Genomic DNA, 22,495 nt, shown 5'->3' with positions numbered 1-22,495 from the left:
TATTTCTAACATTTTTCCTGCTTCTTATCAATTCAGTTTTTGCGGAAGAAAAAAAGGAGATGGCCGAACCTATAGTGATAACTTCAAAAACCCTCATAAATGATAGTAAAACAAAAACAGCTACTTTTGAGGGAAATGTGGTTGCTAAAAGAGGAGAGGTTACTCTTTATGCCAACAAAATGATCGTTTATTATGAAGATGAACAAAAGGGTGGGAATATTAAAATGATAGAGGCAATCGGAGATGTAAGGCTTGTAAAGGCAGACAGAGTAATTACCTCACATAAGGCAACATATCTTCCTGAGCCAGAAGAAAGGGTGATTTTCACAGGGGAGCCAAGGGCAACAGAAGGTAAAAATCTTGTAACAGGAGAAAAAATAACATATTTTGTGAAAGATGATAGATCACTGGTCGAAAAAAGCAAAGTTTATTTAAAAGAGAAAAAAGCAGGGAAATGAGTATACTGAGGATAGATAATCTTAAAAAGAGTTTTGGTAAAAAAGAAGCTGTTAAAGGTATTAATTTTAGAGTAGAAAGTGGAGAAGTTGTGGGTTTATTGGGACCCAATGGAGCAGGTAAAACAACAACTTTTTATATGATAATAGGCATCATAAGACCAGATAGTGGTAGTATTTTTCTTGACGAACAAGATATTTCATCAATGGCAGTTTATGAAAGGGCAAGACTTGGATTGGGATACCTGCCTCAGGAACCTTCTATCTTTAGAAAGTTAACAGTCAGGGATAATCTTAAAGCTGTTCTTGAAATTAAGTATGAAAATGATAGAGATGCATTAGAGAAAATTGATGAAGAGGTTGATTCAATTCTTAAAGAGTTTAATTTAACAGAGTTTGCCGATAGAGAAGGATATAAGCTTTCTGGTGGAGAGAGAAGAAGAGCTGAAATTGCAAGAGCAATTGCTCTAAAGCCGATTTTTATGCTTTTTGACGAGCCTTTTGCAGGGATTGACCCTTTGGCTGTGGTTGAATTGAAAAAGACCATAAAAAATCTGAAGGACAAAGGGATAGGGGTAATAATAACAGATCATAATGTTAGAGAGACTCTCTCAATAACTGATAGGGCATTTATAATACATAGTGGAAAGTTGCTTGCCGAGGGCTCACCAGAGACTCTCATTAATGATCCGTTAGTAAGAGAAGCCTATTTAGGAGAGGAGTTTAGACTATAATGGCACTGGAACAAAGAGCTGAACTTAGACTTACTCAAAAACTGGCACTTACACCACAGCTGCAACTTCAACTTAAACTTTTACAGTTGCCACAGCTTGAACTTGCTGAATTTATTGAGCTTCAGTTGATGGAAAATCCTATGCTTGAACTTGATGATGAAAGTGAATCTGACCGTGAGACAGAGCTTTCATCAGAAGATATGGTAGAAGAACCCGTAGTAGTTGATAAATTAGAAAAAATAATAGTAGATGATTATTTTGCTGAAAGAGCTGATGATGGTAGAGATCTCGGCTATTTTAACCCCGGAGTGGAAGAGAAACCTTCCTTTGAACTTTTTTATTCAACATCTTCTGATCTGTGTGACCATCTTTTATGGCAATTAAGATTAAGCAGAGCTTCAGATAAAATAAGAGCAGTGGCAGAGGTAATTATTGGTAACATTGATGAAGACGGATACCTAAGAGCAACAGAGGAAGAAATTGCAAAAATTTCAGATGTAGATATGGAAACTGTAAAAAAAGCAATTGAACTTGTTCAAAGTTTTGATCCTGCAGGAGTTGGAGCAAGAGATATTAAAGAATGCCTTTTTTTACAAATTAGAGAGCTTGATCTGGAAAATACCTTGGTTCAGTCTATTATTGAAGAACACCTTGAAGATATAAGAAAGAAAAAATATGAAAATATAGCAAAGAAATTCAATGTTTCTGTTGACGAGGTTATCAAAGCTGTAAAAATAATAGAAAAACTTGAACCAAGACCAGGTAGAAACTTTTCTAAAACACAGGTAACTATTCCTGTCCCTGATGTTTATGTAAACAAAATTGAAGGTGAGTATCAGATTGTATTGAATGACGAAGGAATTCCAAAACTCAGATTAAGTAAACTTTATAAAGAACTTTTTACAGAAAAGGATTTATCTGCCGATGAGAGAAAATATTTGAAAGAAAAGTTTAAAAATGCTGTAGAACTTTTAAAAAGTATAGAGCAAAGAAATAAGACGATTTACAGGGTAACTGAGAGTTTAATTAAGTTTCAGAGAGATTTTTTTGATAAAGGTATAAGTTATTTAAAACCTCTCAATCTGAGAGATGTGGCAGTTGATCTTGGACTTCATGAAAGCACAATAAGCCGAGTAACCTCAAATAAGTATCTTGCCTGCGATCATGGTGTTTTTAGTTTCAGATTTTTCTTCAGCAATGCTTTGCCATCAAATGAGGGAAATGTCTCTACCACCTTTGTTAAGGATTTAATTCAAAAAATTATAAGCGAGGAAAATCCAGAAAGTCCCTTATCTGACAAGGAAATTTCAGAAATGCTGAAAAGACAGGGTATAGATATTGCACGAAGAACTGTTGCAAAATATAGAGAGGAACTTAAAATACCACCAAAATCTTTAAGAAAATTAAAAATTATCAAGGAGGACGAGGGATGAAGATAACAATCAGAGGAAAAAACATCGATGTTACAGAAGCATTGAGACAGTATATTGAAAAGAGAGTAAGTAAATTTGAAAGATTTTTAAATGATCCTGCAGAGGCAATAGTGACAATAAGCACTGAAAAATTTACTCACAAAATAGATGTTTTGCTAAAGGTCAATGGACATCTGATTCAGGCTGAAGGCAAAACACAGGATCTCTATTCAGCAGTTGATCAGGTTGTAGAAAAGCTTGAAAAACAGGTTTTGAAATATAAAGAAAAAATTCAAAACAAAAATAAAAGAGACACTATTAAGTATCCATCAGCATCTCCTGAAGAGATAGAAAGTCCGAAGAGAATAGTAAAATATAAAAAATTTGATTTAAGGCCCATGTCTCCAGAAGAAGCGGTTGATCAGATGGAACTGTTAGATAAAGATTTTTTTATTTTCCTAAATTCAATGACCGGAGATGTTAATGTGGTATACAGAAGAAAAGATGGTAATTTTGGCTTGATTGAACCTGCAAGATAAGTTGAGCTCTGATAAATTTATAGTAATAGTTACTGGACTTTCTGGTGCAGGTAAAACTGTAACTCTAAGAACTCTTGAGGATATAGGCTTTTTTTGTGTAGATAATCTTCCACCTCCAGTTATACTTGAATTTTTGAAACTGTTAGAGGAATACACAAATGTAAAAAATATTGCAATTGGAATTGATATCAGAGTTCAGCAATTTCTTGAAGAAGCAACAAAAGTAATTGAAAAAATAAAAAATACATACAAAGCGGAAATTTTGTTCCTTGAAGCTGATGAGGATACAATTCTTTTACGATACAAAGAAACAAGACGACCTCATCCGCTTTCAACTTATTCCAGTAATTTAATTGAGGCAATCAAGAGAGAAAGAACTCTGCTTTATTGTTTAAGAAGTCTTTCTGATAGAATCATAGATACATCAAGTTTCAATCCTCATCAGTTAAGAGCTTTAGTTCGCTCAATTTATGCATCTGAAGAAATATTACCTTCAGTAACTATCATTTCCTTTGGTTATAAAAAAGGTATTCCAACCAATGCTGATCTTGTCTTTGATGCAAGATTTCTACCAAATCCTTATTTTATACCTTCATTGATGGATCTTAATGGAACAGATCAATCAGTAAAAAATTTTGTATTATCACAGAAAGAAACCGTTGAATTTTTGAGTCATGTTAAAAATTTTTTAACTTTTGCAGTTTCCGGTTATAAAAAGGAAGGCAGAGCTTATATAACAATAGCAATTGGATGTACAGGAGGCAAACACAGGTCAGTGGTTTTAGCAGAAGAAATAGCACAGCATCTAAAAAGCCTTTCTTTTAATCCTGTGGTGATTCACAGGGATTTATAAGTAAATTTTAATAAAACCATAAAAATTTAAAATTAACAATTTCTTGACAAAATAAAGTTTCTATGGTATTCTTTTTTGCAGTTGTTTTTTAATAGCCAAAAAAATCTAATAAAAGAAGGTGGGGTATGTTAGAGTTCAACAATTGGTTTTTTGTTCTAATGATTCAATTTTTTATCTTAATGTTTATTCTTAACGCTATTCTGTTTAAACCTATGATGGAGCTGTTCAGGCAGAGAGAGCAGACAATCAAGGGAGCTCTGGAAGAAGCCCAGATAATGAATGAGAAAAAGGAAAAGGCAATTGCTCAGATGAATGCAGAGTTAGCACAAGCAAAGGCTCAGGCAAAGCAGATTATTAATTCACTAAGAGAGGAAGGGCTTGCCTATCAGAGAGAGGTTGTTTCCAGTGCCGAGAAAGAGGCTGTTCAGATGATTGAAAAAGCACGGGCAGAGATTAAAGCAGAAACAGAAAAAATAAGAGCAGCTCTGAGACAGGAAGTTGAGAGAATCTCAGAAGAGATTGTTAGTAAACTGGTCAAAGTTTAAATGGATGGAGGGAATATGAAAGCCATAACACTTTTAGTATGCATAATGATAATGAGTATTGCATCCTCAGTTTTTGCTGCAGAAGCAGAACATGTAGGTGGTGATTTTAAAGATTGGGCATTTAAGATAATAAATTTTGCCATCTTGGTTTTTATAATTGTAAAATTTTTAGGTAAACCTATAAAAAACTATTTTGCTCAGAGAAAAGAGTTAATTGAAAAAAGCATTCGTGAGTCCCAGGAAGCAAAAGAACTTGCTCAGAAAGCACTTCAAGAAGTAGAGGAAAAGCTTAAGTTAAAAGATCAGGAAGTTCAGGAGATTTTGAATACAGCTAAGAAAATTGGTGAGCAAGAAAAAATGCAGATTATTCAGGAAAGTGAAAAGATGAAGGAGAAAATTCTGGAGCAAGCAAAGACAAATATAGAGTTTGAGGTAAAAATGGCTAAGGATGCTTTAAGGCTTGAAGCTGCAGAGCTTGCAATTCAACTGAGCGAGCAAAAACTAAAAGAGAAGATAACACCTGAAGAGCAGGAAAAGCTTCTTCAGGAATCAATAAAAATAATTGAGGGGCGGAAAAATTGAGAAAGGTAAGAGGAGCTAAAGCAAAAAAATATGCAAAACAATTTTTAAGCCTGGTAAGTCTTGACCAGGTTCCAGAAATTGTAGCCAAATTAGAAACAATGGCAACGGTTATGCAGAAAGAAAAGCAGTTTAGAAACATGCTTACTTCTCCTTCTTTTAGTGATGAGGAAAGAGCAGGAGTAATTAGCTATCTCTGTGAAAAGCTCTCACTGCCAGAAGAAGCGAAAAAGTTTCTTACCTTCCTCAGCTTTGAAGGAGTTCTTGTAGGATTAGGAGAAATTGTCAGGTACATTAATTTACTTTATTTAGAAGCAAAGAAAAAGGTTAAAGGAGTTGTAACATCTGCAGTAGAACTTCCTGACAGTATTAAAGAAAAGATCGTTGAGGTTTTAAAGTCAATCACTGGAAAAGATGTTGAATTGCAGTATGAGGTTGATCCTTCTTTAATAGGTGGAATTAGTGTTAAGATAGGTAGCACAATGTATGATTTGAGCATAAAAGGCCAGTTAGGTCTTTTAAGAGATAAGCTTATAAAGGGGTGAAAAACTATGGAACTTAAGATGGAAGAAATTAGCGAGTACCTTAAAAAGCAGATTTCTGACTTTGAGAAGAAAGCTGATGTAAGTGAAGTTGGAATTGTTACTTATGTTGGTGACGGTGTTGCAAGAATTTATGGATTGGACAACTGCATGGCTGCTGAGATGCTCGAGTTTCCAAATGGTGTTGTTGGAATGGCTCTCAATCTTGAAGAGGACAACGTAGGTGCAATTCTGTTTGGCGATGACAGGCTAATAAAAGAAGGTGACATTGTTAAGAGAACCGGAAGAGTTATGGAAACTCCAGTTGGAGAAGAGCTAATTGGAAGAGTTGTTAATGCAGTTGGAATGCCAATTGATGGTAAAGGGCCAATTAATGCAAAAAACTTTAGAAAAGTTGATGTCATAGCCCCTGGAATTATTAAAAGACAACCTGTTAAGGAACCTCTTCAGACAGGTATTAAAGCAATAGATGCAATGATTCCAATTGGAAGAGGACAGAGAGAGCTTGTTATTGGTGACCGTCAGACAGGTAAAACAGCAATATTGCTTGATACAATAATTAATCAAAAGGGACAAAATTGTATATGTATATATGTAGCATGTGGACAGAGACGTCAAAGCGTTGTTCAGGTTGTTGAAACCTTGAAAAAATACGGTGCGATGGAGCACACAATTGTTGTTGCGGCTACTGCTTCAGAACCTGCTGCTATGCAGTACATAGCTCCATATGTTGGATGTGCAATGGGTGAATACTTTAGAGATAAAGGAATGCATGCACTTGTATGTTATGATGACCTTACAAAACAGGCATATGCATACAGACAGATTTCATTGATTCTCAGAAGACCACCTGGAAGAGAGGCTTATCCAGGTGACGTATTTTATCTCCATTCAAGACTTCTTGAGAGAGCAGCTAAACTTTCAGATGCAGAAGGTGGAGGTTCACTTACAGCGCTTCCTGTTATTGAAACACAGGCAGGTGACGTTTCAGGATATATTCCAACAAACGTTATTTCCATTACAGATGGTCAGATATATCTTGAACCAGAGCTTTTCTATGCAGGTGTGCGTCCTGCTATTAACGTTGGTCTATCAGTTAGCCGTGTCGGTGGTGCAGCTCAGATCAAGGCAATGAAACAGGTTGCAGGTATGTTAAGACTTGACCTTGCTCAGTACAGAGAGCTTGCAGCATTTGCTCAGTTTGCTTCAGATCTTGATAAGGCAACAAGAGCATTACTGGAAAGAGGTCAGAGAATGGTTGAGCTACTGAAGCAGGATCAGTATGTTCCAATGCCTGTTGAAGATCAGATAATGCTTATATTTGCTGGAACTCAGGGCCATCTTGATGATTTACCTGTTTCTGCTATTAAAGCTTTTGAGCAGGGCTTTTTAAGCTTTATCAGAAGTCAGAAAGAAGATCTGAGAAAAGAAATTAGAGAAAAGAAAGAGCTTGATGATACATTGAAACAGAAGATTACAGATGCGATTTTAGAATTTAAAAAGACTTTTCAGCCTTAATGAGTAAAAACTAACGGTAGGAGCAGGTAAATGCCATCACTAAGGGATATTAGGAAAAAAATAAAAGCAATACAAGGAACAAAAAAGATTACCTCTGCCATGAAGATGGTGGCAGCAGCCAAACTCCGCAAAGTTCAGGATAGTATGCTCAGATACAGACCCTATGCTTCAAAAATGCAACAGGTTCTGGCAGATTTGGCTGGTGCAGTTGAAACAAGAGGTGATCTTCCTCCATTACTCATAAGAAGACCAATAAAAACAGTAGAAGTGCTGGTTATTACTTCTGATAAAGGACTTTGTGGAGCTTTTAATACAAATATTTTAAGGGTTGCTGCAAAAGAGATAGACAGGATAAAAAAAGAAGGATTAAATGTTTCAATATCAGTAGTTGGCAGAAAAGCAAGAGACTACTTTAAACGTAGAGATATTCCAGTTAAAAATGTGTGGACAGGTATCTCTGGAAAACTTCAGTACACTCATGCTCAAATGATTGCTCAGGAGCTGATTAACTCCTATGTTAGCGAAGCGGTTGATGAAGTTTTAGTTATATATAATGAGTTTAAATCAGTGATATCTCAACGAGTTGTGATTAATAGAATTCTACCAATCGGTAGAATATCATCTGAATCTTCAGAACAGCCAACATTTATCCCATTTACCTATGAGCCAAGAGCTCCTGAGTTGTTTGCCATGCTTCTTCCTATTTACATAGAAATTCAGATTTATAGAGCTCTATTAGAATCTCAGGCAGCTGAGGAAGCAGCAAGAATGACAGCTATGGATAATGCAACAAAGAACTGTGATGAACTCATCAAGAAAACTACTCTCATAGCAAACAAGGTAAGACAAGCATCAATCACAAAAGAACTTATGGATATTGTTGGTGGCGTTGAAGCTTTAAAACAAAGTGAAGGATAAAATTTTAAAAAAGAATAAAAGGAGGTTTAAAAATTATGAACGTAGGTAAAGTAGTACAGGTAATTGGAACAGTTGTTGACTGCGAGTTTGAAGAAAAGTTGCCAGAAGTTTTGAATGCATTAAGAATAGATGAGCCTGGTGATCCTCAGAAAGGTATTCCAGAGATTCATCTAACCCTTGAAGTTGCTATGCACCTTGGGGAAAAAAGAGTTAGAACAATTGCCATGGGTTCAACAGATGGACTTGTCAGAGGAATGAAGGTTGTAGATACAGGTGCTCCAATTATGGTACCTGTTGGCAAGCCTGTTCTTGGAAGAATTATAAATGTTATTGGTGAGCCTGTTGATGAAATGGGTCCTATTCAGGCTCAAGAAAAATATCCAATTCATATCCCAGCTCCAGAGTTTACAGCCCAGTCACCAACAACTCAGCAGTTTGAGACAGGTGTTAAAGTTTTTGACCTGCTTGTCCCATTCGTCAGAGGCGGTAAAATGGGAATGTTCGGTGGTGCAGGAGTTGGTAAGACAGTTATCATTATGGAAATGATTCATAACATAGCTATGAAACACGGTGGTGTTTCAGTTTTTGCAGGTGTCGGTGAAAGAACCCGTGAAGGAAATGACCTTTATCTTGAAATGAAACATTCTGGAGTTTTACCGCAGGTTGCTCTTGTTTATGGTCAGATGAATGAGCCTCCTGGAGTTAGAGCAAGAATTGCTTTAACAGCACTTACAGTTGCTGAATACTTCAGAGATCAGGGTCAGGATGTTCTTATATTTATAGATAATATTTTCAGATACACACTTGCAGGTTCAGAGGTTTCCGCACTTCTTGGAAGAATGCCATCAGCAGTTGGATATCAGCCAACACTTTCAACAGAGATGGGTGCACTTCAGGAAAGAATTACCACAACAGCAAAGGGTTCAATTACTTCCATGCAGGCAATTTACGTTCCTGCAGACGACTTAACAGACCCAGCAGTTGCAGCAGTCTTTGCTCACCTAGATGGAACAGTTGTTCTTTCCCGTCAGATTGCAGAGCTTGGAATTTATCCAGCTGTTGACCCACTTGACTCAACAAGCCGAATTCTTGATCCAAGAATAATTGGTGAAGAACATTATCAGGTTGCAAGAGGTGTTCAGTCAGTATTGCAGAGATATAAAGAATTGCAGGATATTATCGCAATTCTCGGTATAGAAGAACTTTCAGAAGATGACAAACTTATAGTTGCAAGAGCAAGAAAACTTCAGAGATTCCTTAGTCAGCCATTCCATGTTGCAGAAACATTCACAGGAACACCTGGAAAATATGTAAAGCTTGAAGACACGATTAAAGGCTTCAAGGCAATTCTTGAAGGTAAATATGATGATCTGCCAGAGCAGGCATTCTACATGGTTGGTCCAATAGAAGAGGTGGAGGAAAAGGCTAAGAAGTTGGGGTATACAAGACAGATATAAAATAAAGAGGAGTGAAGGATGGCAGATAAGCTGAAGTTAGAAGTTATAACTCCCTATGGGGAAGTAATAAACGAAGAAGTTGATGAGGTCTACACAACCGGTGCAGAAGGAGATTTTGGAGTATTTCCAGGACATTGTGCGTTTATGACAGCAATAAGAATTGGTTCTCTCTCATACAAAAAAGATGGACAGATGCATTATCTCTTTGTGAACAAGGGATACTGTGAAGTTCTCAATGATAGGGTTCTTGTACTGGTTGGAAGTGCCGAAAGAATTGAAGAGATTGATGTAGAAAGAGCAAAAGCAGCTATGGCTCGTGCTGAGGAGAGAATTCGCAGAGCTCAGGCTGGTGAAACAGACATTGATCTGGCAAGAGCTCAAGCAGCTCTTGAGAGAGCAACTATAAGAATTCAGCTCGCCACAAAACTCATACCAAGATAAAATCTTTAGGTAAAAGGGATTTTCTCAATCCCTTTTACCTAAATTTATAAAATTTTCAAAATTTACGTTTTAACTGTTCCTAATTATTAATTTGTGGAGTGGAATTCTATTTAAAAATTTCCAATTTTTTTGATAAAAAGAGATGATATTGCTTAATTTTTATAATGATTGAGAAAAAAATAGATTTTTACATAAAATCAAACGATTAACATTTACAAATAATAGTGTATAAAAATACGATAAGATAATTTTTATAATCTCATTAACACTTTGAGGCTTTAAGAGAAAGTATTTAGAAGCGGGAGGAAACCCTCCCGCTATTATTGTTTATCCGTGAGATGCCGGGAAGAAAGTATAGCTGACCCAAACGAGAATGAACAGTAAAGCTATACCAAGCCCTATGCTCCATACAATGAGCTTTTTTTCAATAGGAAGTAAAGGTTCATATTCAGCTTCCATTTTTTTAAGCTCTTCAGTAAGTTTTGGCTCTTCTGCCATTTTAACACCTCCCTTAACCAGTTATTACCGGAGGTTTTACTCCGTGGAAGAATATATAGGATATTAACAATCCGATCCAGAGAATGAATCCAAATAGACAGATGAGATAAACCACAGCAAGTCTTCCAATTCCCTCTTCCCAGAGCTTTCTGAAATCAGACATTACTCCGATCGTAAAGAATGTGATTAAGAAGAATAGCACTCTTAAAGCATTTGTTCCAGCTGTAGCAGTGCTTGTCTGAGATATTATTTTCTTTGAATCTTTTATGCTTGCCTCAAGGTCTTTGATCTGTTTCTTTTTCTCATCAATCTTTGCTACAAGCTGAGTTTTCTGAGTTTCATCTGTAACTGTTGCAAGCTGTTTTTCGATTGATGTTATTTCCTTATTAATCTTCTTAATTTGTGCATCTACGGGCTCAATTTTAGGAGCATGTGGAGCAGAAATAAGAAGAATTACTATGAATGTAATAGCATATGCCATTACGAACTTTGGAAATCTTCTCCATATCTCTACAGCTGAAACTCTTTCACCAGGTTTACATTCAATCTTTGCACACCAGATATAGGCAAGAATGAATGCCCAGATACTGATGAATATGTCAATAAATAGCTTTGTTGTAGATGCTGCCATTAGCATCCATCCGGGTTCATACTTAATACCAGCAGCAGTTTCAGCCTTAGCTCTTATAAGTGCATCAACAACTGCACCGGATGCAAAGGCTGCACCGTCTGTTTTAACTGCCAAACCCATCCATGCACCAGCAACCATTGGCTCTTTCCACAGGAAAGCTTGAGCAAAGAATGGAAGAATAATCAGCTCAACAACAGCAAATATAACTACAAGGGAGCTAACCATTATTGGGACAACAGGTCTTGCCTTTATTGCTCCACCAGTTGCAATGGCAGCAGAAACACCGCATATGGAGATTCCAGATGCCAGAGGAGCTGCCCATTCTTTGCTGAATTTAAACCACTTTCTTGCGATAAAGTAAACAAGTGCCCAGTAAATAAGATATGCTTCAATTATAGCGCAGAGTCCTCTGAAAAGAACTGCTGAAGCAAGTCCAAACGCTTGAGCTGATTTCAGACCAAGTAATGCACCCATCAAACCAATGGCTGTTTTAATATAAAACTCAGGTTTTAATGCCTCACCTATAAATTTTGCGAACCCTCTGAAGAAGTTACCAACTATCAAGCCAAGTAATAGGGCAAAAATAAAACCACCTTCACCTGTGAGTTTCAATGACCATGGAATATTGAATTTTTTGGGATCTGTTGCAGCAAAGTAGGCATAGTGACCAATAAACCAGCAGAGATAACTTAACCAGAAGATGAAGAAGAATCCTATGTTAAATTTGACTACGTTTGCCCGCATGAGTGCTGCACCTATTGAGAATACAACAGCCATAAAGATATAGGTAAGCACCAGTGAAGTAAAACCTGAAAGACCTTTCTTTTCGTAAGTATCACCAACTTTATATTTCGTTGGATCAGATACAGTTACAGTTTCCTCTTTGCCATCGGCTTTCTTGATAGTGAGCTTGTTTCCATCAATCTTTGTAATCTCACCTTTAACAGATTGATACATCTTTCCTGTTGGCGCTATTGCTTTGCTTGAATCTGTCCATTCCTTTGTTGAGACAACCCAGCCAAGCGGGTCCGTACCTGTGTAAGCAAGTAGTGAAATTAAGAAGATAACAATTGCCAGCCAGAACGCCAGCCAGTCCTCACTAACACCCTTTTTTTGTTCTACCATACTTCAACCTCCTTTCTTGAAATTTTTTAGAGTTAATAGAAGAAATTATTTTATCACCTCCTTTTTTGAAAGGATTTACTAATTAAATTGCAATATGCGTGCCAAATAAAAAAACAAGAAAAATCTGAAGTTTTTTTAAAATATTGTTACCTTTTGGTAACATTTTAGTATAATTTTTGTTACTTTATGGTAACTAATTTGTAGAGAAAAAAATTGAGTTTTAATTTATAATAGGTTTATGAACAAAACCGGGATTGCAAATCTACCTCTTCATAGTGGAAGAGCTCCCTATTGGTTATTTAAGAGAATGGTTGCTCTATCAAGAGCAATAATCGAGCTAATGATAATAGAGTTTGGAAGAGAAGAGTTTTTAAGAAGGCTTTCTGATCCTTACTGGTTCCAATCTCTTGGCTGTGTGCTCGGTTTTGATTGGCATAGCAGTGGAGTTACTACAACTGTTACAGGAGCTCTAAAAGAGGCCTTAAAGGGAATGGAAAATGAGTTCGGATTATTTATTGCAGGAGGTAAGGCACAAAGAGCTATACAAACTCCGCAGGAGATAATCAATTATGCTGAAAGTGGAGGATTTGATTCAGAACCACTTGTCTATGCAAGTAGACTTACCGCAAAAGTTGATAATGTGGCAGTTCAGGACGGTTTTAATCTTTATCATCATACAATATTTTTTACTTCTGATGGACATTGGTGTGTTATTCAGCAAGGAATGAATGAAAGTCTTTCAATTGCAAGAAGATATCACTGGCTTAGTTTTACACTAAAAAGTTTTGTAGAAGAACCTCACGAGGCAGTATGCTGTGATGTAAAAACTGAAACTTTGAATTTTACAGCAAAAGAATCTTCAGATTTAAGAAGAGCTTCGGTAATTGTCTCAAAGGAAAAACCTGAAAAAATAATAAAAGAAATACAAAAAATAAGTGAACTAAAACTGCCAAAAAGACATTTAATAACCCTAAATGATATAAATCCACAACATCTCTATAAAATTTTTCTAAAAACCTATGAAAAACAACCTGAAAATTTTGAATCTCTTCTTGAGATTAAAGGACTGGGACCAAAGGCATTGAGAGCAATTGCATTAACTTCAGAAATTATATATGGAACTCCAATTGTTTTTAAAGATCCAGCGAAGTTTAGTTTTGCCCATGGTGGTAAAGACAGAACTCCTTATCCTGTTGATAGAAGAATTTATGACAAAACTATTGAGGTTATGAAAAAAGCTATTTCATATGCAAAAATTGGAAGAATGGAAAAAATCTCGGCATTGAGAAGGATTTCAAAAATTATTGAATCTCCATATTGATAATTTTATATTCAAGTTGATATACTGCATACATGCTTTTTTAAAAAGGCAAAATATAAAAGAAAGGAAGACAAAAAAATGTTTAAGAAGAGTTTAATTGCGCTTTGGGTTTCTTTATTTTTAATTTCATGCAGTTCAAATACCTCTAAAACTTCAGGACCGAATTTAAAAGAGGGAAAATGGGAGATAACTATTACCATGGAAGCAAAAGGTCAGATGCCTTTTAAAATGCCACCACAAACTTTTACTCAATGTATAACAAAAGAAAAAGTTATTCCTGTGAGTGCTGAGAATGAGACTAACCAGAACTGTAAATTTATAAGAAATACCATAACAGGTGATACTGTCTCCTGGACAATGGAATGTAAAACTCCTGATGGTTCAGTAATTAATGAAGGAACAATTACCTATAAAGGAGACAATTTTGAGGGATTTTCCAAGGTAAAACACTCTTCAACAGAGTTTACTCAAAAAATGATTGGAAAGTGGGTTGGAGAGTGTAAATAAATTTTATACAAGTATAACAAGATTGTCTCTGTGAATTACTTCATCTGAGTATTTATATCCAAGAATCTTCTCAATTTCAGAAGATTTTTTACCTTTTATCATTTTTATTTCACAGGATGAGTAATTAACAAGCCCTTTTGCAATTTTTTCGCCCTTTTCGTCAATGCAGTATACTGCATCTCCTGTATCAAAATCTCCTTCAACCTTTTTAATTCCTGATGGTAGAAGACTTTTTCCATCATTAAGCAAAGCTTTTACTGCACCTTCGTCTATATAGAGATTACCCTTGGCTCTTGTTGCATAGGCTATCCAGCCTTTTCGAGAGGTTACTCTTTGAGATACAGGTTCAAAGTATGTGCCAACCTGTTTGCCTTCAATTACTGCTTTAATATTTCCATATTTTCTTCCACTAACAATATGAACAGGAATACCAAATGATGTTGCCTTTTTTGCAGCAATCACTTTTGAATACATACCTCCAGTTCCATATCCTGTGCTTGTTGGTTTTGCTATTTCAATGAGGTCTTTTGAGACTTCTTTTACATGTTTTATCAATTTAGCATTTGGGTCTTTTTTAGGATCAGAAGTATATAGACCTGGAACGTCTGATAGAATTATCAGGTGATTTGCCTCAATAAGTCCTGATACAAGAGCTGCAAGCTGGTCATTATCACCAAATTTTATTTCATCGGTTGCTACTGTATCATTTTCGTTAATAATTGGAATTACACCCATCTCAAGAAGTGTGAGAATTGTATTTTTAGCGTTTACATATCTAACTCTATCACTGAGATCATCTCTGGTAAGAAGAATTTGAGCTATGTGTTTTTTAAACTTTAAAAAATACTTCTCATACATCCACATTAATAGAGGCTGGCCAACTGCAGCAGTTGCCTGTTTTTTGCGTATTTCTTTTGGTTTTGTTTTAAGTCCAAGTTTTTTCAATCCTGATGCAATTGCTCCAGAGGATACAACTACAATTTCCACCTTTTTATTGTGCAGTTCAGAGATCTCACGGGCGAGAGAGTGTATTCTTTTTTGATTAATTCGTCCTGTTTTGTCAGTTAAAAGATTACTTCCTACTTTTACAACAATCCTCATTTTTTCAACCTTTCAGCAAGATATTTAAGAAGTTTATAAATACCTTCTTTTTTTACAGCACTTATTGGGAAAAAATCAATTCCTTTTTTTTCACAGTAATTTTTAAGCTTATTTAGTCTTTCTCCTCTATGGGCAATATCAATTTTTGTTCCAACTACTGCAAAAGGCTTTTGTGTGAGAGACTGGTTGTAAAGTTCAAGTTCTCTCTGAATTTTCTCAAAATCTTCCACAGGATCAGATTCTAAAAAATCTGATACATCAACAAGATGTAAGAGCATATAAGTTCTCTCTACATGTCTTAAAAATTGATGTCCCAGTCCTGCGCCCTTATGAGCTCCTTCTATTAAACCTGGAATATCGGCTATGACAAAACTCTTGTATTCACCGTATTTTACAACTCCAAGAACTGGAGCAAGTGTAGTAAAAGGATAGTCAGCAATTTTTGGACGGGCAGAGCTTATTACAGAAATTAATGTTGATTTTCCCGCATTTGGAAGGCCGATAAGTCCTACATCCGCTAAAAGCTTAAGTTCAAGAATTATCCATCTTTCTTCACCTTTTTGCCCTGGCTGAGCATATCTTGGAGCCTGATTTGTCGGAGTTGCAAAATGAGCATTACCAAGTCCTCCTTTACCACCTTTTGCTACAACCACTTGTTTACCTTCTTCGTCAAGATCAGCAATTATTTCTTCTGTATCAGCATCTTTAATAACTGTTCCAACAGGGACTTTTATTACTAAATCTTCTCCATCTTTACCTTTCATATTACTTCCTTTACCGTGTTGTCCCCGCTGTGCCTTATATGTTTTTTGATATTTATGATCAATGAGAGTGTGGAGTTCACTGGAAGCTCTAATTATTACATCTCCTCCTTTGCCACCATCTCCACCATCTGGTCCTCCTCTTGGAACATACTTTTCTCTCCGGAAGCTGACACAGCCTCTTCCACCATCACCAGCTTTTACATAGATTTTAACATAATCAACGAATTGCATAAGATTGAAAAGGGTGGCATCAGCCACCCGAGGTTTTACTGGACAGGTTCTGTTACTGGATAAACGCTTACTTTAAGTCTTTGTTTGTCTTTTCTTTCAAATTTCACAATTCCATCAATTAATGCAAAGAGAGTATAGTCAGAGCCAACACCTACATTAGCTCCGGGATGAAACTTTGTTCCTCTTTGCCGAACAAGAATATTTCCGGCTTTTACAAACTGTCCACCAAATCTTTTTACGCCAAGCCTTTTAGCATGGCTATCTCTTCCATTTCTTGAACTTCCAACCCCTTTTTTATGTGCCATTTTATCCTCCTATGATTTCTTTTATCTTTACTTTAGTATACCACTGTCTATGACCTTTTAGTCTATGAATAGCCTTTTTTGAAGGTGGTCTATAAACAAGTACCTTTTTATCCTTCCCAGTTTCAACTACTTCACCTTTAATCTTTAATCCTTCCACATAAGGTGAACCTATCTTAAGACCCTCATTACCTTGAAAAAGTAACACTTTGTCAAACACTACTTCATTTCCTTGCTCAACATTAAGCTTTGCAATTTTTAATACATCTCCCACTTTAACCTTAAACTGTTTTCCACCTGTTTCTATAACAGCATACATGAAAAACACCTCCTTATGGAATTACTTTATTCAATGGATATTCAACAAATCCAGAAGCACCTGCTTCTTTGAGCTTTGGTAAAAGTTCTCTAACTCTCTTTTCATTTATTATAACTTCTACTGCATACCAGTTTTCATCATAAAGTTGAGATATTGTAGGAGAGTGTAAAGAGTTAAGAAGACTTAGCACTTTTTTGAGAGATTCTTTTGGCACATTCATCTTAAGTCCAACTTTTTCTTCAGCTAACAGAGCTCCTTGAAGAAGCATTGCTATATCCTGCATTTTTCTCTTTTTCCATGCATTTTTCCATGCATTTTTATTGGCAATAAAGCGAGTTGTTGACTCAAGAATTGTTTCAATAACGCGTAATTTATTTGCTTTTAATGAAGTTCCTGTTTCAGTTAAATCAACTATTGCATCGGCAAGATAAGGAGGTTTAACTTCTGTTGCACCCCAAGAAAAATAAACTTCAGCTTTGATTCCTTTTGATTTTAAATATCTCTTTGTATATCCAACAAGCTCTGTAGCAATTCTTTTGTTTTGCAGATCTTCTATTGTTTTAATTGGAGAATCTTCGGGAACTGCTATAACCCAGCGAACCGGTCTGAATCCCTCTTTTGCATACCTGAGTTCAGCCACCTCTACTACATCTACATCTTGCTCAAGAATCCAGTCATATCCAGTAAGTCCACAGTCAAGATATCCCTTTTCAACATAAACAGGTATTTCCTGAGCCCTTAAAAGCATGGCAGAGATCTCTTCATCATCAATTACTGGATAGTAGGATCTATGGGATACATGTATGTTATATCCTGCTTTCTTGAAAAGTTTTAAAGTTGTCTCCTGAAGACTTCCCTTAGGCAATCCGATTTTTAAGATTTTATCTTCCATATTTCTTAAGACCTCCGAATTAAACTTAGAAATTTTAGTTTAAAATTTTTAAGAATATTCAGTCAACTTTTTAAAAAATTGACATACATATAAAAAATTTTTTATACTTTTGCATGAAGAATTTGAAACTTTCTGAGATGGCAAAAGTTTTTCATGCCCTATCTGATGAAACAAGGTTGAAGATTATCAAAATCCTTGAAAAAGGAGAGCTTTGTGTATGCGAGATAGTTGCTGCACTTGATATGATTCAACCTAAGGTTTCTTTTCATCTTGGAGTATTGAAGGAATCTGGATTAGTAAAAATAAAAAGAAAAGGCAAATGGATTCTTTACAGCCTTGATGATTCAGATTTATTTAAAAGATTTTTAATCTTTTCTGTGCTTGAAAAAATTTCAGATGATGAAATCAAAAAAGAGTTAGAGAATTTAGAAAATTTTAAAACTAATCAGGACCCCCGCTATTGTAAAACTTAACTAAAAATTAGGGAGGATAAAGTTGAAGGAAAGAACTAAATTTGGATTAATTTTGCTCATGTTTCTCATCTTTTATTTTCTACCTATTGAAAATCAAAGATTTATAAATGCGATTTTCGAATCCCTTGCCCTTGCAAAGTGGTATGCTCAGGAACATGTTCTTTTATGTCTCATTCCAGCCTTTTTCATTGCAGGAGCAATTGCGGTTTTCGTAAACAAAGCTGCTGTGATGAAATACTTCGGTGCAAAGACAAATAAGTTAATTTCCTACGGAGTAGCTTCAGTATCCGGTTCAATTCTCGCTGTATGCTCATGCACAATTTTACCCCTATTTATGAGCATCTATCAAAGAGGCGCAGGTCTTGGTCCTGCGATTGCTTTTCTTTATTCAGGTCCTGCCATAAATGTGCTTGCTATAATTCTGACTGCAAGAATTCTTGGCTGGGACATAGGAGTTGCAAGAGCAGTTGGTGCAGTTCTTTTCAGTATAATTATTGGTTTACTCATGCATCTAATTTTTATTAAGGAAGAAAAAAATAGGCAGGCAGATGAGGAGTTTGAAGTTGCAGGAATTCAGTCTAAACCTCTATATCAGACAGCACTGCATCTATTTTTTATGATAGGGTTTTTAATTTTTGCAAATTGGGGAAAGCCTCAGGAAGGTTCAGTTGCTTTCTGGTGGACAGTATATAACATCAAGTGGATACTTGCAATAATATTTTTTACATTAGTAATTTTATCCAGTCTTAAATGGTTCAGTAAGGATGAACTTACTCAATGGGTTTATCAGACATGGTATTATGCTTATTTAATTATTCCTCTTCTTTTTGTTGGTGTTCTTGTAGCTGGATTCTTTTTCGGAAGAGTTGGGCATGAAGGTATTGTTCCTTCAAAGTGGGTTTATTCTTTGGTAGGTGGAAATTCTTTTCAGGCTAATTTTATTGCAAGTGTTGTAGGTGCCTTTATGTATTTCGCAACTCTTACCGAGGTTCCAATAATTCAGGGATTACTTGGTGCAGGAATGGGGAAAGGACCTGCACTTGCACTTTTGCTTGCTGGACCAGCCTTGAGCCTTCCGAGTATGCTTATAATTATGAGAACAATTGGTTTTAAGAAAACAGCCGTTTATGTAAGCCTTGTTATAATAATGGCAACTCTATCAGGTATGATTTTCGGTTCTATTGTTGATTGAGTTTAGCATAGATTAAATATTCTATATTCCCCTTCTGTCCAGGAATTGGAGACTCTATTAGTCCGGCTACTTCTAAATTCACTGATTTAAAAAATTCCTGAATCTCCTCTACTATTTTCAATCTCTTTTGCGGATCTCTTATTACTCCTCCTTTTGGCACTTCACCTTTTCCTGCTTCAAATTGAGGCTTTATTAATGCAACTATTTCTCCTTGAGGTCTAAGAAACTCAATTACTTTTGGAATTACAAGTTTGAGAGAAATAAAAGATACATCAACTGTTGCTATATCAACTTTTTCAGGAATTTTTTCTTCTGACATGTATCTTATATTTGTTCTCTCAATTGGAATTACTCTCGGGTCTGTTCTCAGTTTCCATGCAAGCTGTCCATATCCAACATCTATTGCATAAACACGCTTTGCACCATGCTGCAAAAGACAGTCACTAAAACCTCCTGTGCTTGCACCAACATCCATTGCTACTTTGTCTTTGACATCAATAGAGAAAGCTTTCAGCGCTGCTTCAAGCTTTAATCCACCTCTGCTTACATAGGGAAGAGTCTCACCGCAGAGTTCTATTTTTACATTTTCATCAACCTGTGTTCCGGGTTTTTCAATTTTTTTGCCATTTACAAGAACCTTTCCTTCAATTATAAGAGCACGGGCTTTCTCTCTGCTTTCTGTGATTCCTTTTTTAAAAAGTAGCTGGTCTAAACGAAACTTCACGATGAGCGTTTTATTATGTATTTTGCAATTTCTCTTAAAGGCTCTGCTTTTTGATCAAAGTTTTCAATGGCTCTCAGAGCAATATCAATCAGTTCCTTTGCCTTTTTCTTTGATGCTTCAATACCAAATACTTTTGGATAGGTCATCTTGCCTTTTTTCTCATCTGAACCCTTTGGTTTACCAAGTTTTTCTGTTGTGCCTTCTATATCAAGGATGTCATCAACTATCTGAAAGGCAAGGCCTATGCTTAGCCCGTACTTTTCAATCTTTTTTATTTGTTCACTGTCAGCATTGGCAAGTATTGCTCCAGATTTAACCGATGCAGAGATTAATTTTGCCGTTTTATTCAAATGAATGAATTCAACTATTTCTCTGTCAGGCTCTTTCCCTTCTGATATTAAATCCAGTGCCTGTCCTCCTACCATTCCGTAAACACCTGTTGAACTACTTAATTCTTGGATCACTTTTATAAGATTTGATGGATCAACGTTTGCATATGAAGTATTGGAAAGAATTCTGAAAGCTTCTGTTAATAAACCGTCACCGGCAAGTATGGCAATACCCTCTCCAAATACTTTATGATTTGTTGGTTTACCACGTCTTAGGTCATCATTGTCCATTGCTGGAAGGTCATCATGGATAAGAGAGTAGGTGTGAATAAATTCTATTGCAGAGGCATAGGGAGTTATATCCTGAAGCCCTCCACATGCTTCATAGGAGGCAATACAGAGAATTGGTCTCAGTCTTTTCCCACCAGCAGTAAGTGAATAAAGAACAGATTCATGAAGTATGGAAGGTATTATTGATGGATTAAAATATGATTTTATAAATTCGTCAACTTTTGCTTTTTTTTCAGAAATGTATTCTTTTAGGTCAAACATCTCATTCCCACTCAATTGTCCCCGGAGGCTTTGATGTTATGTCATAAACAACTCTGTTAACTCCTTTTACTTCGTTAATGATTCTATTTGAAAGCCTCTCAAGCAGTTCATATGGAAGCCTTACCCAGTCTGCTGTCATTCCATCAATACTGTGGACTACCCTAATGGCAATTACATGCTCATAAGTTCTTTCATCTCCCATAACTCCCACTGTTTTTATAGGAAGAAGCACCGCGAAAGATTGCCACACTTTGTTATACCATCCAGATTTTTTTATCTCCTCAAGTACAATTTTATCTGCCTCTCTTAGTATTTCAAGTCTCTCACGGGTAACTTCTCCAATGCATCTTATTGCAAGTCCAGGTCCTGGGAAAGGATGCCTTTGTAATATTTCATCGGGAATTCCAAGTTCCCGTCCAAGCTGTCTTACTTCATCCTTGAAGAGTTCTCTTAAAGGTTCAATCAACTTGAGTCTCATTCTCTTAAGAAGACCACCCACATTATGATGGCTCTTTATAGTTGCAGAAGGACCTTTAAATGAGACACTTTCAATAACATCAGGATAAAGAGTACCCTGTGCTAAAAATTTCACTCCTTCAATTTTTCTAGCTTCCTCTTCAAATATTTTTATGAACTCTCTACCGATTATCTTTCTTTTCTGTTCCGGATCACGAACTTTTCTGAGTTTTCTAAGGAACCTTTCCGATGCATCAACCACTTTAAGATTTATATGAAAATTATTCCGTAACATTTGTTCTACTTTTTCACGTTCTCCGGCTCTTAAAAGTCCGTTATCAACAAAAATGCAGGTTAAAGCATCTCCTATGGCTTTATGAATCAAAACTGCTGTAACAGTTGAGTCAACTCCTCCACTGATAGCACAGACAACTTTTTTGGAACCAACTTTTTTTCTTATTTCCTCTATCTGTTTTTCAATAAAAGAATGCATATTCCATGAGGGACTGCATTTACAAACTTTAAATACAAAATTACTGAGTATTTTTTCCCCTTCCTCAGTATGTACAACCTCAGGATGAAACTGTAATGCGTAAATTTTCTTTTCTTTATGAGCCATTGCTGCATAAGGAGAGTTTTCAGTGTAGGCAAGCCTTACAAAACCTTGAGGCATCTCTGTGATTTTGTCAGCATGGCTCATCCAAACAACTGTTTCCTGAGAAACCCCATTGAAAATGTCGGATAAATCTTCGATTTTTAAAATAGCTTTACCATATTCTCTTTTTTCAGCACGGGATACCTTGCCACCGAGCAGATGGGTAATAAGTTGCATGCCATAGCAGATTCCAAGAATTGGTATGCCAAGATTAAATATTTCTTTATCAATAGAGGGAGCACCTTCTTCATAAACACTTGAAGGTCCGCCTGAGAGAACTATGCCAGAAGGTTTTCTCTTTTTTATCTCAGAAAATGGCACATTGCATGGAATTATTTCGGAGTAAACATTAAGCTCCCTTATTCTTCTTGCAATAAGCTGAGTATACTGAGAACCAAAATCTATAATCAAAATCTCTTCTTTATGCATA

Annotated in this window: 26 protein-coding genes; 16 read left to right on the top strand and 10 right to left on the bottom strand. The window is 36.0% G+C overall.

Features of this window, described 5'->3' with window-relative positions; genetic code table 11:
* The first annotated feature begins 74 nt into the window (after nucleotides 1–74).
* The 12 genes from TAGGR_RS07635 to TAGGR_RS07580 all read left to right on the top strand — a co-directional run bounded on the left by TAGGR_RS07635 (nucleotide 75) and on the right by TAGGR_RS07580 (nucleotide 9,993).
* The gene (locus TAGGR_RS07635; protein ID WP_161936198.1) at nucleotides 75–458 is read left to right on the top strand and encodes an LptA/OstA family protein; all 384 of its coding nucleotides are present in this window, start codon (nucleotides 75–77) and stop codon (nucleotides 456–458) included.
* Nucleotides 455–1,189, top strand: a complete 735-nt coding sequence (lptB, locus tag TAGGR_RS07630) for an LPS export ABC transporter ATP-binding protein (protein WP_059176774.1) — start codon at nucleotides 455–457, stop codon at nucleotides 1,187–1,189. The genes TAGGR_RS07635 and lptB overlap by 4 nt, the downstream gene beginning before the upstream one ends.
* Complete coding sequence (gene rpoN, locus TAGGR_RS07625; protein ID WP_059176773.1) at nucleotides 1,189–2,622, top strand: RNA polymerase factor sigma-54; 1,434 nt, start codon at nucleotides 1,189–1,191, stop codon at nucleotides 2,620–2,622. The genes lptB and rpoN overlap by 1 nt, the downstream gene beginning before the upstream one ends.
* Complete coding sequence (hpf, locus tag TAGGR_RS07620) at nucleotides 2,619–3,140, top strand: ribosome hibernation-promoting factor, HPF/YfiA family (RefSeq protein WP_059176772.1); 522 nt, start codon at nucleotides 2,619–2,621, stop codon at nucleotides 3,138–3,140. Before rpoN ends, hpf begins: the two co-directional genes overlap by 4 nt.
* On the top strand, nucleotides 3,124–3,993 hold the full coding sequence (gene rapZ / locus TAGGR_RS07615) for an RNase adapter RapZ (protein WP_082673615.1): 870 nt from the start codon (nucleotides 3,124–3,126) through the stop codon (nucleotides 3,991–3,993). Before hpf ends, rapZ begins: the two co-directional genes overlap by 17 nt.
* A gap of 125 nt (nucleotides 3,994–4,118) precedes the next feature.
* The gene (atpF, locus tag TAGGR_RS07610; protein ID WP_059176771.1) at nucleotides 4,119–4,538 is read left to right on the top strand and encodes a F0F1 ATP synthase subunit B; all 420 of its coding nucleotides are present in this window, start codon (nucleotides 4,119–4,121) and stop codon (nucleotides 4,536–4,538) included.
* A gap of 15 nt (nucleotides 4,539–4,553) precedes the next feature.
* Nucleotides 4,554–5,120, top strand: coding sequence for a F0F1 ATP synthase subunit B (atpF, locus tag TAGGR_RS07605; protein ID WP_059176770.1), 567 nt, complete (start codon nucleotides 4,554–4,556; stop codon nucleotides 5,118–5,120).
* Nucleotides 5,117–5,662: an ATP synthase F1 subunit delta gene (atpH, locus tag TAGGR_RS07600; protein ID WP_059176769.1), complete on the top strand. Its 546-nt coding sequence runs from the start codon at nucleotides 5,117–5,119 to the stop codon at nucleotides 5,660–5,662. The genes atpF (TAGGR_RS07605) and atpH overlap by 4 nt, the downstream gene beginning before the upstream one ends.
* Before the next feature lie 6 nt (nucleotides 5,663–5,668).
* Nucleotides 5,669–7,177: a F0F1 ATP synthase subunit alpha gene (gene atpA, locus TAGGR_RS07595; RefSeq protein ID WP_059176768.1), complete on the top strand. Its 1,509-nt coding sequence runs from the start codon at nucleotides 5,669–5,671 to the stop codon at nucleotides 7,175–7,177.
* 30 nt (nucleotides 7,178–7,207) lie between these two features.
* The gene (gene atpG, locus TAGGR_RS07590; protein WP_059176767.1) at nucleotides 7,208–8,095 is read left to right on the top strand and encodes an ATP synthase F1 subunit gamma; all 888 of its coding nucleotides are present in this window, start codon (nucleotides 7,208–7,210) and stop codon (nucleotides 8,093–8,095) included.
* A gap of 35 nt (nucleotides 8,096–8,130) precedes the next feature.
* Nucleotides 8,131–9,552, top strand: a complete 1,422-nt coding sequence (gene atpD / locus TAGGR_RS07585) for a F0F1 ATP synthase subunit beta (protein WP_059176766.1) — start codon at nucleotides 8,131–8,133, stop codon at nucleotides 9,550–9,552.
* A gap of 18 nt (nucleotides 9,553–9,570) precedes the next feature.
* Entirely contained in the window at nucleotides 9,571–9,993 is a 423-nt protein-coding gene (locus tag TAGGR_RS07580) for a F0F1 ATP synthase subunit epsilon (protein WP_059176765.1), read from the top strand.
* A 327-nt stretch (nucleotides 9,994–10,320) separates the two neighbouring features.
* On the opposite strand, the gene TAGGR_RS10760 is transcribed toward TAGGR_RS07580, so the two are convergent.
* Both TAGGR_RS10760 and TAGGR_RS07575 read right to left on the bottom strand, forming a co-directional pair.
* Nucleotides 10,321–10,491 carry a hypothetical protein gene (locus TAGGR_RS10760; protein ID WP_153000499.1) on the bottom strand — a complete coding sequence of 57 codons (171 nt, stop codon included), beginning with the start codon at nucleotides 10,489–10,491 and terminating at the stop codon, nucleotides 10,321–10,323.
* 13 nt (nucleotides 10,492–10,504) lie between these two features.
* Nucleotides 10,505–12,247: a putative sulfate exporter family transporter gene (locus tag TAGGR_RS07575; RefSeq protein ID WP_059176764.1), complete on the bottom strand. Its 1,743-nt coding sequence runs from the start codon at nucleotides 12,245–12,247 to the stop codon at nucleotides 10,505–10,507.
* Nucleotides 12,248–12,485: 238 nt separating this feature from the next.
* On the opposite strand from TAGGR_RS07575, the gene TAGGR_RS07570 reads away from it, so the two are divergent.
* Together TAGGR_RS07570 and TAGGR_RS07560 are read left to right on the top strand one after the other, a co-directional pair.
* Complete coding sequence (locus TAGGR_RS07570; RefSeq protein WP_059176763.1) at nucleotides 12,486–13,568, top strand: DUF763 domain-containing protein; 1,083 nt, start codon at nucleotides 12,486–12,488, stop codon at nucleotides 13,566–13,568.
* Between the two features lie 78 nt (nucleotides 13,569–13,646).
* Nucleotides 13,647–14,075: a DUF3617 domain-containing protein gene (locus TAGGR_RS07560; protein ID WP_082673613.1), complete on the top strand. Its 429-nt coding sequence runs from the start codon at nucleotides 13,647–13,649 to the stop codon at nucleotides 14,073–14,075.
* Nucleotides 14,076–14,078: 3 nt separating this feature from the next.
* Here TAGGR_RS07560 and proB read toward each other — a convergent pair whose 3' ends face one another.
* The 5 genes from proB to hisG are packed head-to-tail and all read right to left on the bottom strand — an operon-like array spanning nucleotide 14,079 to nucleotide 17,684.
* Nucleotides 14,079–15,176: a glutamate 5-kinase gene (gene proB, locus TAGGR_RS07555; protein WP_059176760.1), complete on the bottom strand. Its 1,098-nt coding sequence runs from the start codon at nucleotides 15,174–15,176 to the stop codon at nucleotides 14,079–14,081.
* On the bottom strand, nucleotides 15,173–16,171 hold the full coding sequence (gene obgE, locus TAGGR_RS07550; protein ID WP_059176759.1) for a GTPase ObgE: 999 nt from the start codon (nucleotides 16,169–16,171) through the stop codon (nucleotides 15,173–15,175). The genes proB and obgE overlap by 4 nt, the downstream gene beginning before the upstream one ends.
* Before the next feature lie 35 nt (nucleotides 16,172–16,206).
* On the bottom strand, nucleotides 16,207–16,476 hold the full coding sequence (gene rpmA / locus TAGGR_RS07545; protein WP_059176758.1) for a 50S ribosomal protein L27: 270 nt from the start codon (nucleotides 16,474–16,476) through the stop codon (nucleotides 16,207–16,209).
* Between the two features lies 1 nt (nucleotide 16,477).
* Nucleotides 16,478–16,792 (bottom strand): 50S ribosomal protein L21, encoded by a 315-nt coding sequence (gene rplU, locus TAGGR_RS07540; protein ID WP_059176757.1) that lies wholly within the window; start codon nucleotides 16,790–16,792, stop codon nucleotides 16,478–16,480.
* 13 nt (nucleotides 16,793–16,805) lie between these two features.
* On the bottom strand, nucleotides 16,806–17,684 hold the full coding sequence (hisG, locus tag TAGGR_RS07535) for an ATP phosphoribosyltransferase (RefSeq protein WP_059176756.1): 879 nt from the start codon (nucleotides 17,682–17,684) through the stop codon (nucleotides 16,806–16,808).
* A 113-nt stretch (nucleotides 17,685–17,797) separates the two neighbouring features.
* Between hisG and TAGGR_RS07530 the strand changes: the two genes are divergently transcribed.
* On the top strand, nucleotides 17,798–18,157 hold the full coding sequence (locus TAGGR_RS07530; RefSeq protein ID WP_059176755.1) for an ArsR/SmtB family transcription factor: 360 nt from the start codon (nucleotides 17,798–17,800) through the stop codon (nucleotides 18,155–18,157).
* A 22-nt stretch (nucleotides 18,158–18,179) separates the two neighbouring features.
* Nucleotides 18,180–19,349: a permease gene (locus TAGGR_RS07525; RefSeq protein ID WP_059176754.1), complete on the top strand. Its 1,170-nt coding sequence runs from the start codon at nucleotides 18,180–18,182 to the stop codon at nucleotides 19,347–19,349.
* On the opposite strand, the gene TAGGR_RS07520 is transcribed toward TAGGR_RS07525, so the two are convergent.
* From TAGGR_RS07520 to guaA, 3 genes are read right to left on the bottom strand one after another with little or no spacing between them, the layout of a single operon-like run.
* Entirely contained in the window at nucleotides 19,336–20,073 is a 738-nt protein-coding gene (locus TAGGR_RS07520) for a TlyA family RNA methyltransferase (protein WP_059176753.1), read from the bottom strand. The two genes, TAGGR_RS07525 and TAGGR_RS07520, sit on opposite strands and share 14 nt — an antisense overlap.
* The gene (locus TAGGR_RS07515; protein ID WP_059176752.1) at nucleotides 20,070–20,954 is read right to left on the bottom strand and encodes a polyprenyl synthetase family protein; all 885 of its coding nucleotides are present in this window, start codon (nucleotides 20,952–20,954) and stop codon (nucleotides 20,070–20,072) included. Before TAGGR_RS07515 ends, TAGGR_RS07520 begins: the two co-directional genes overlap by 4 nt.
* Nucleotide 20,955: 1 nt before the next feature.
* Nucleotides 20,956–22,494, bottom strand: a complete 1,539-nt coding sequence (guaA, locus tag TAGGR_RS07510) for a glutamine-hydrolyzing GMP synthase (protein ID WP_059176751.1) — start codon at nucleotides 22,492–22,494, stop codon at nucleotides 20,956–20,958.
* Between the last annotated feature and the right edge of the window lies 1 nt (nucleotide 22,495).

Origin of the sequence: Thermodesulfovibrio aggregans (genome assembly GCF_001514535.1) — a bacterium.
Lineage (GTDB): Bacteria > Nitrospirota > Thermodesulfovibrionia > Thermodesulfovibrionales > Thermodesulfovibrionaceae > Thermodesulfovibrio > Thermodesulfovibrio aggregans.
Note: the sequence above shows the minus strand (reverse complement) of the source record. Positions and strands in the feature narration are given on the sequence as shown.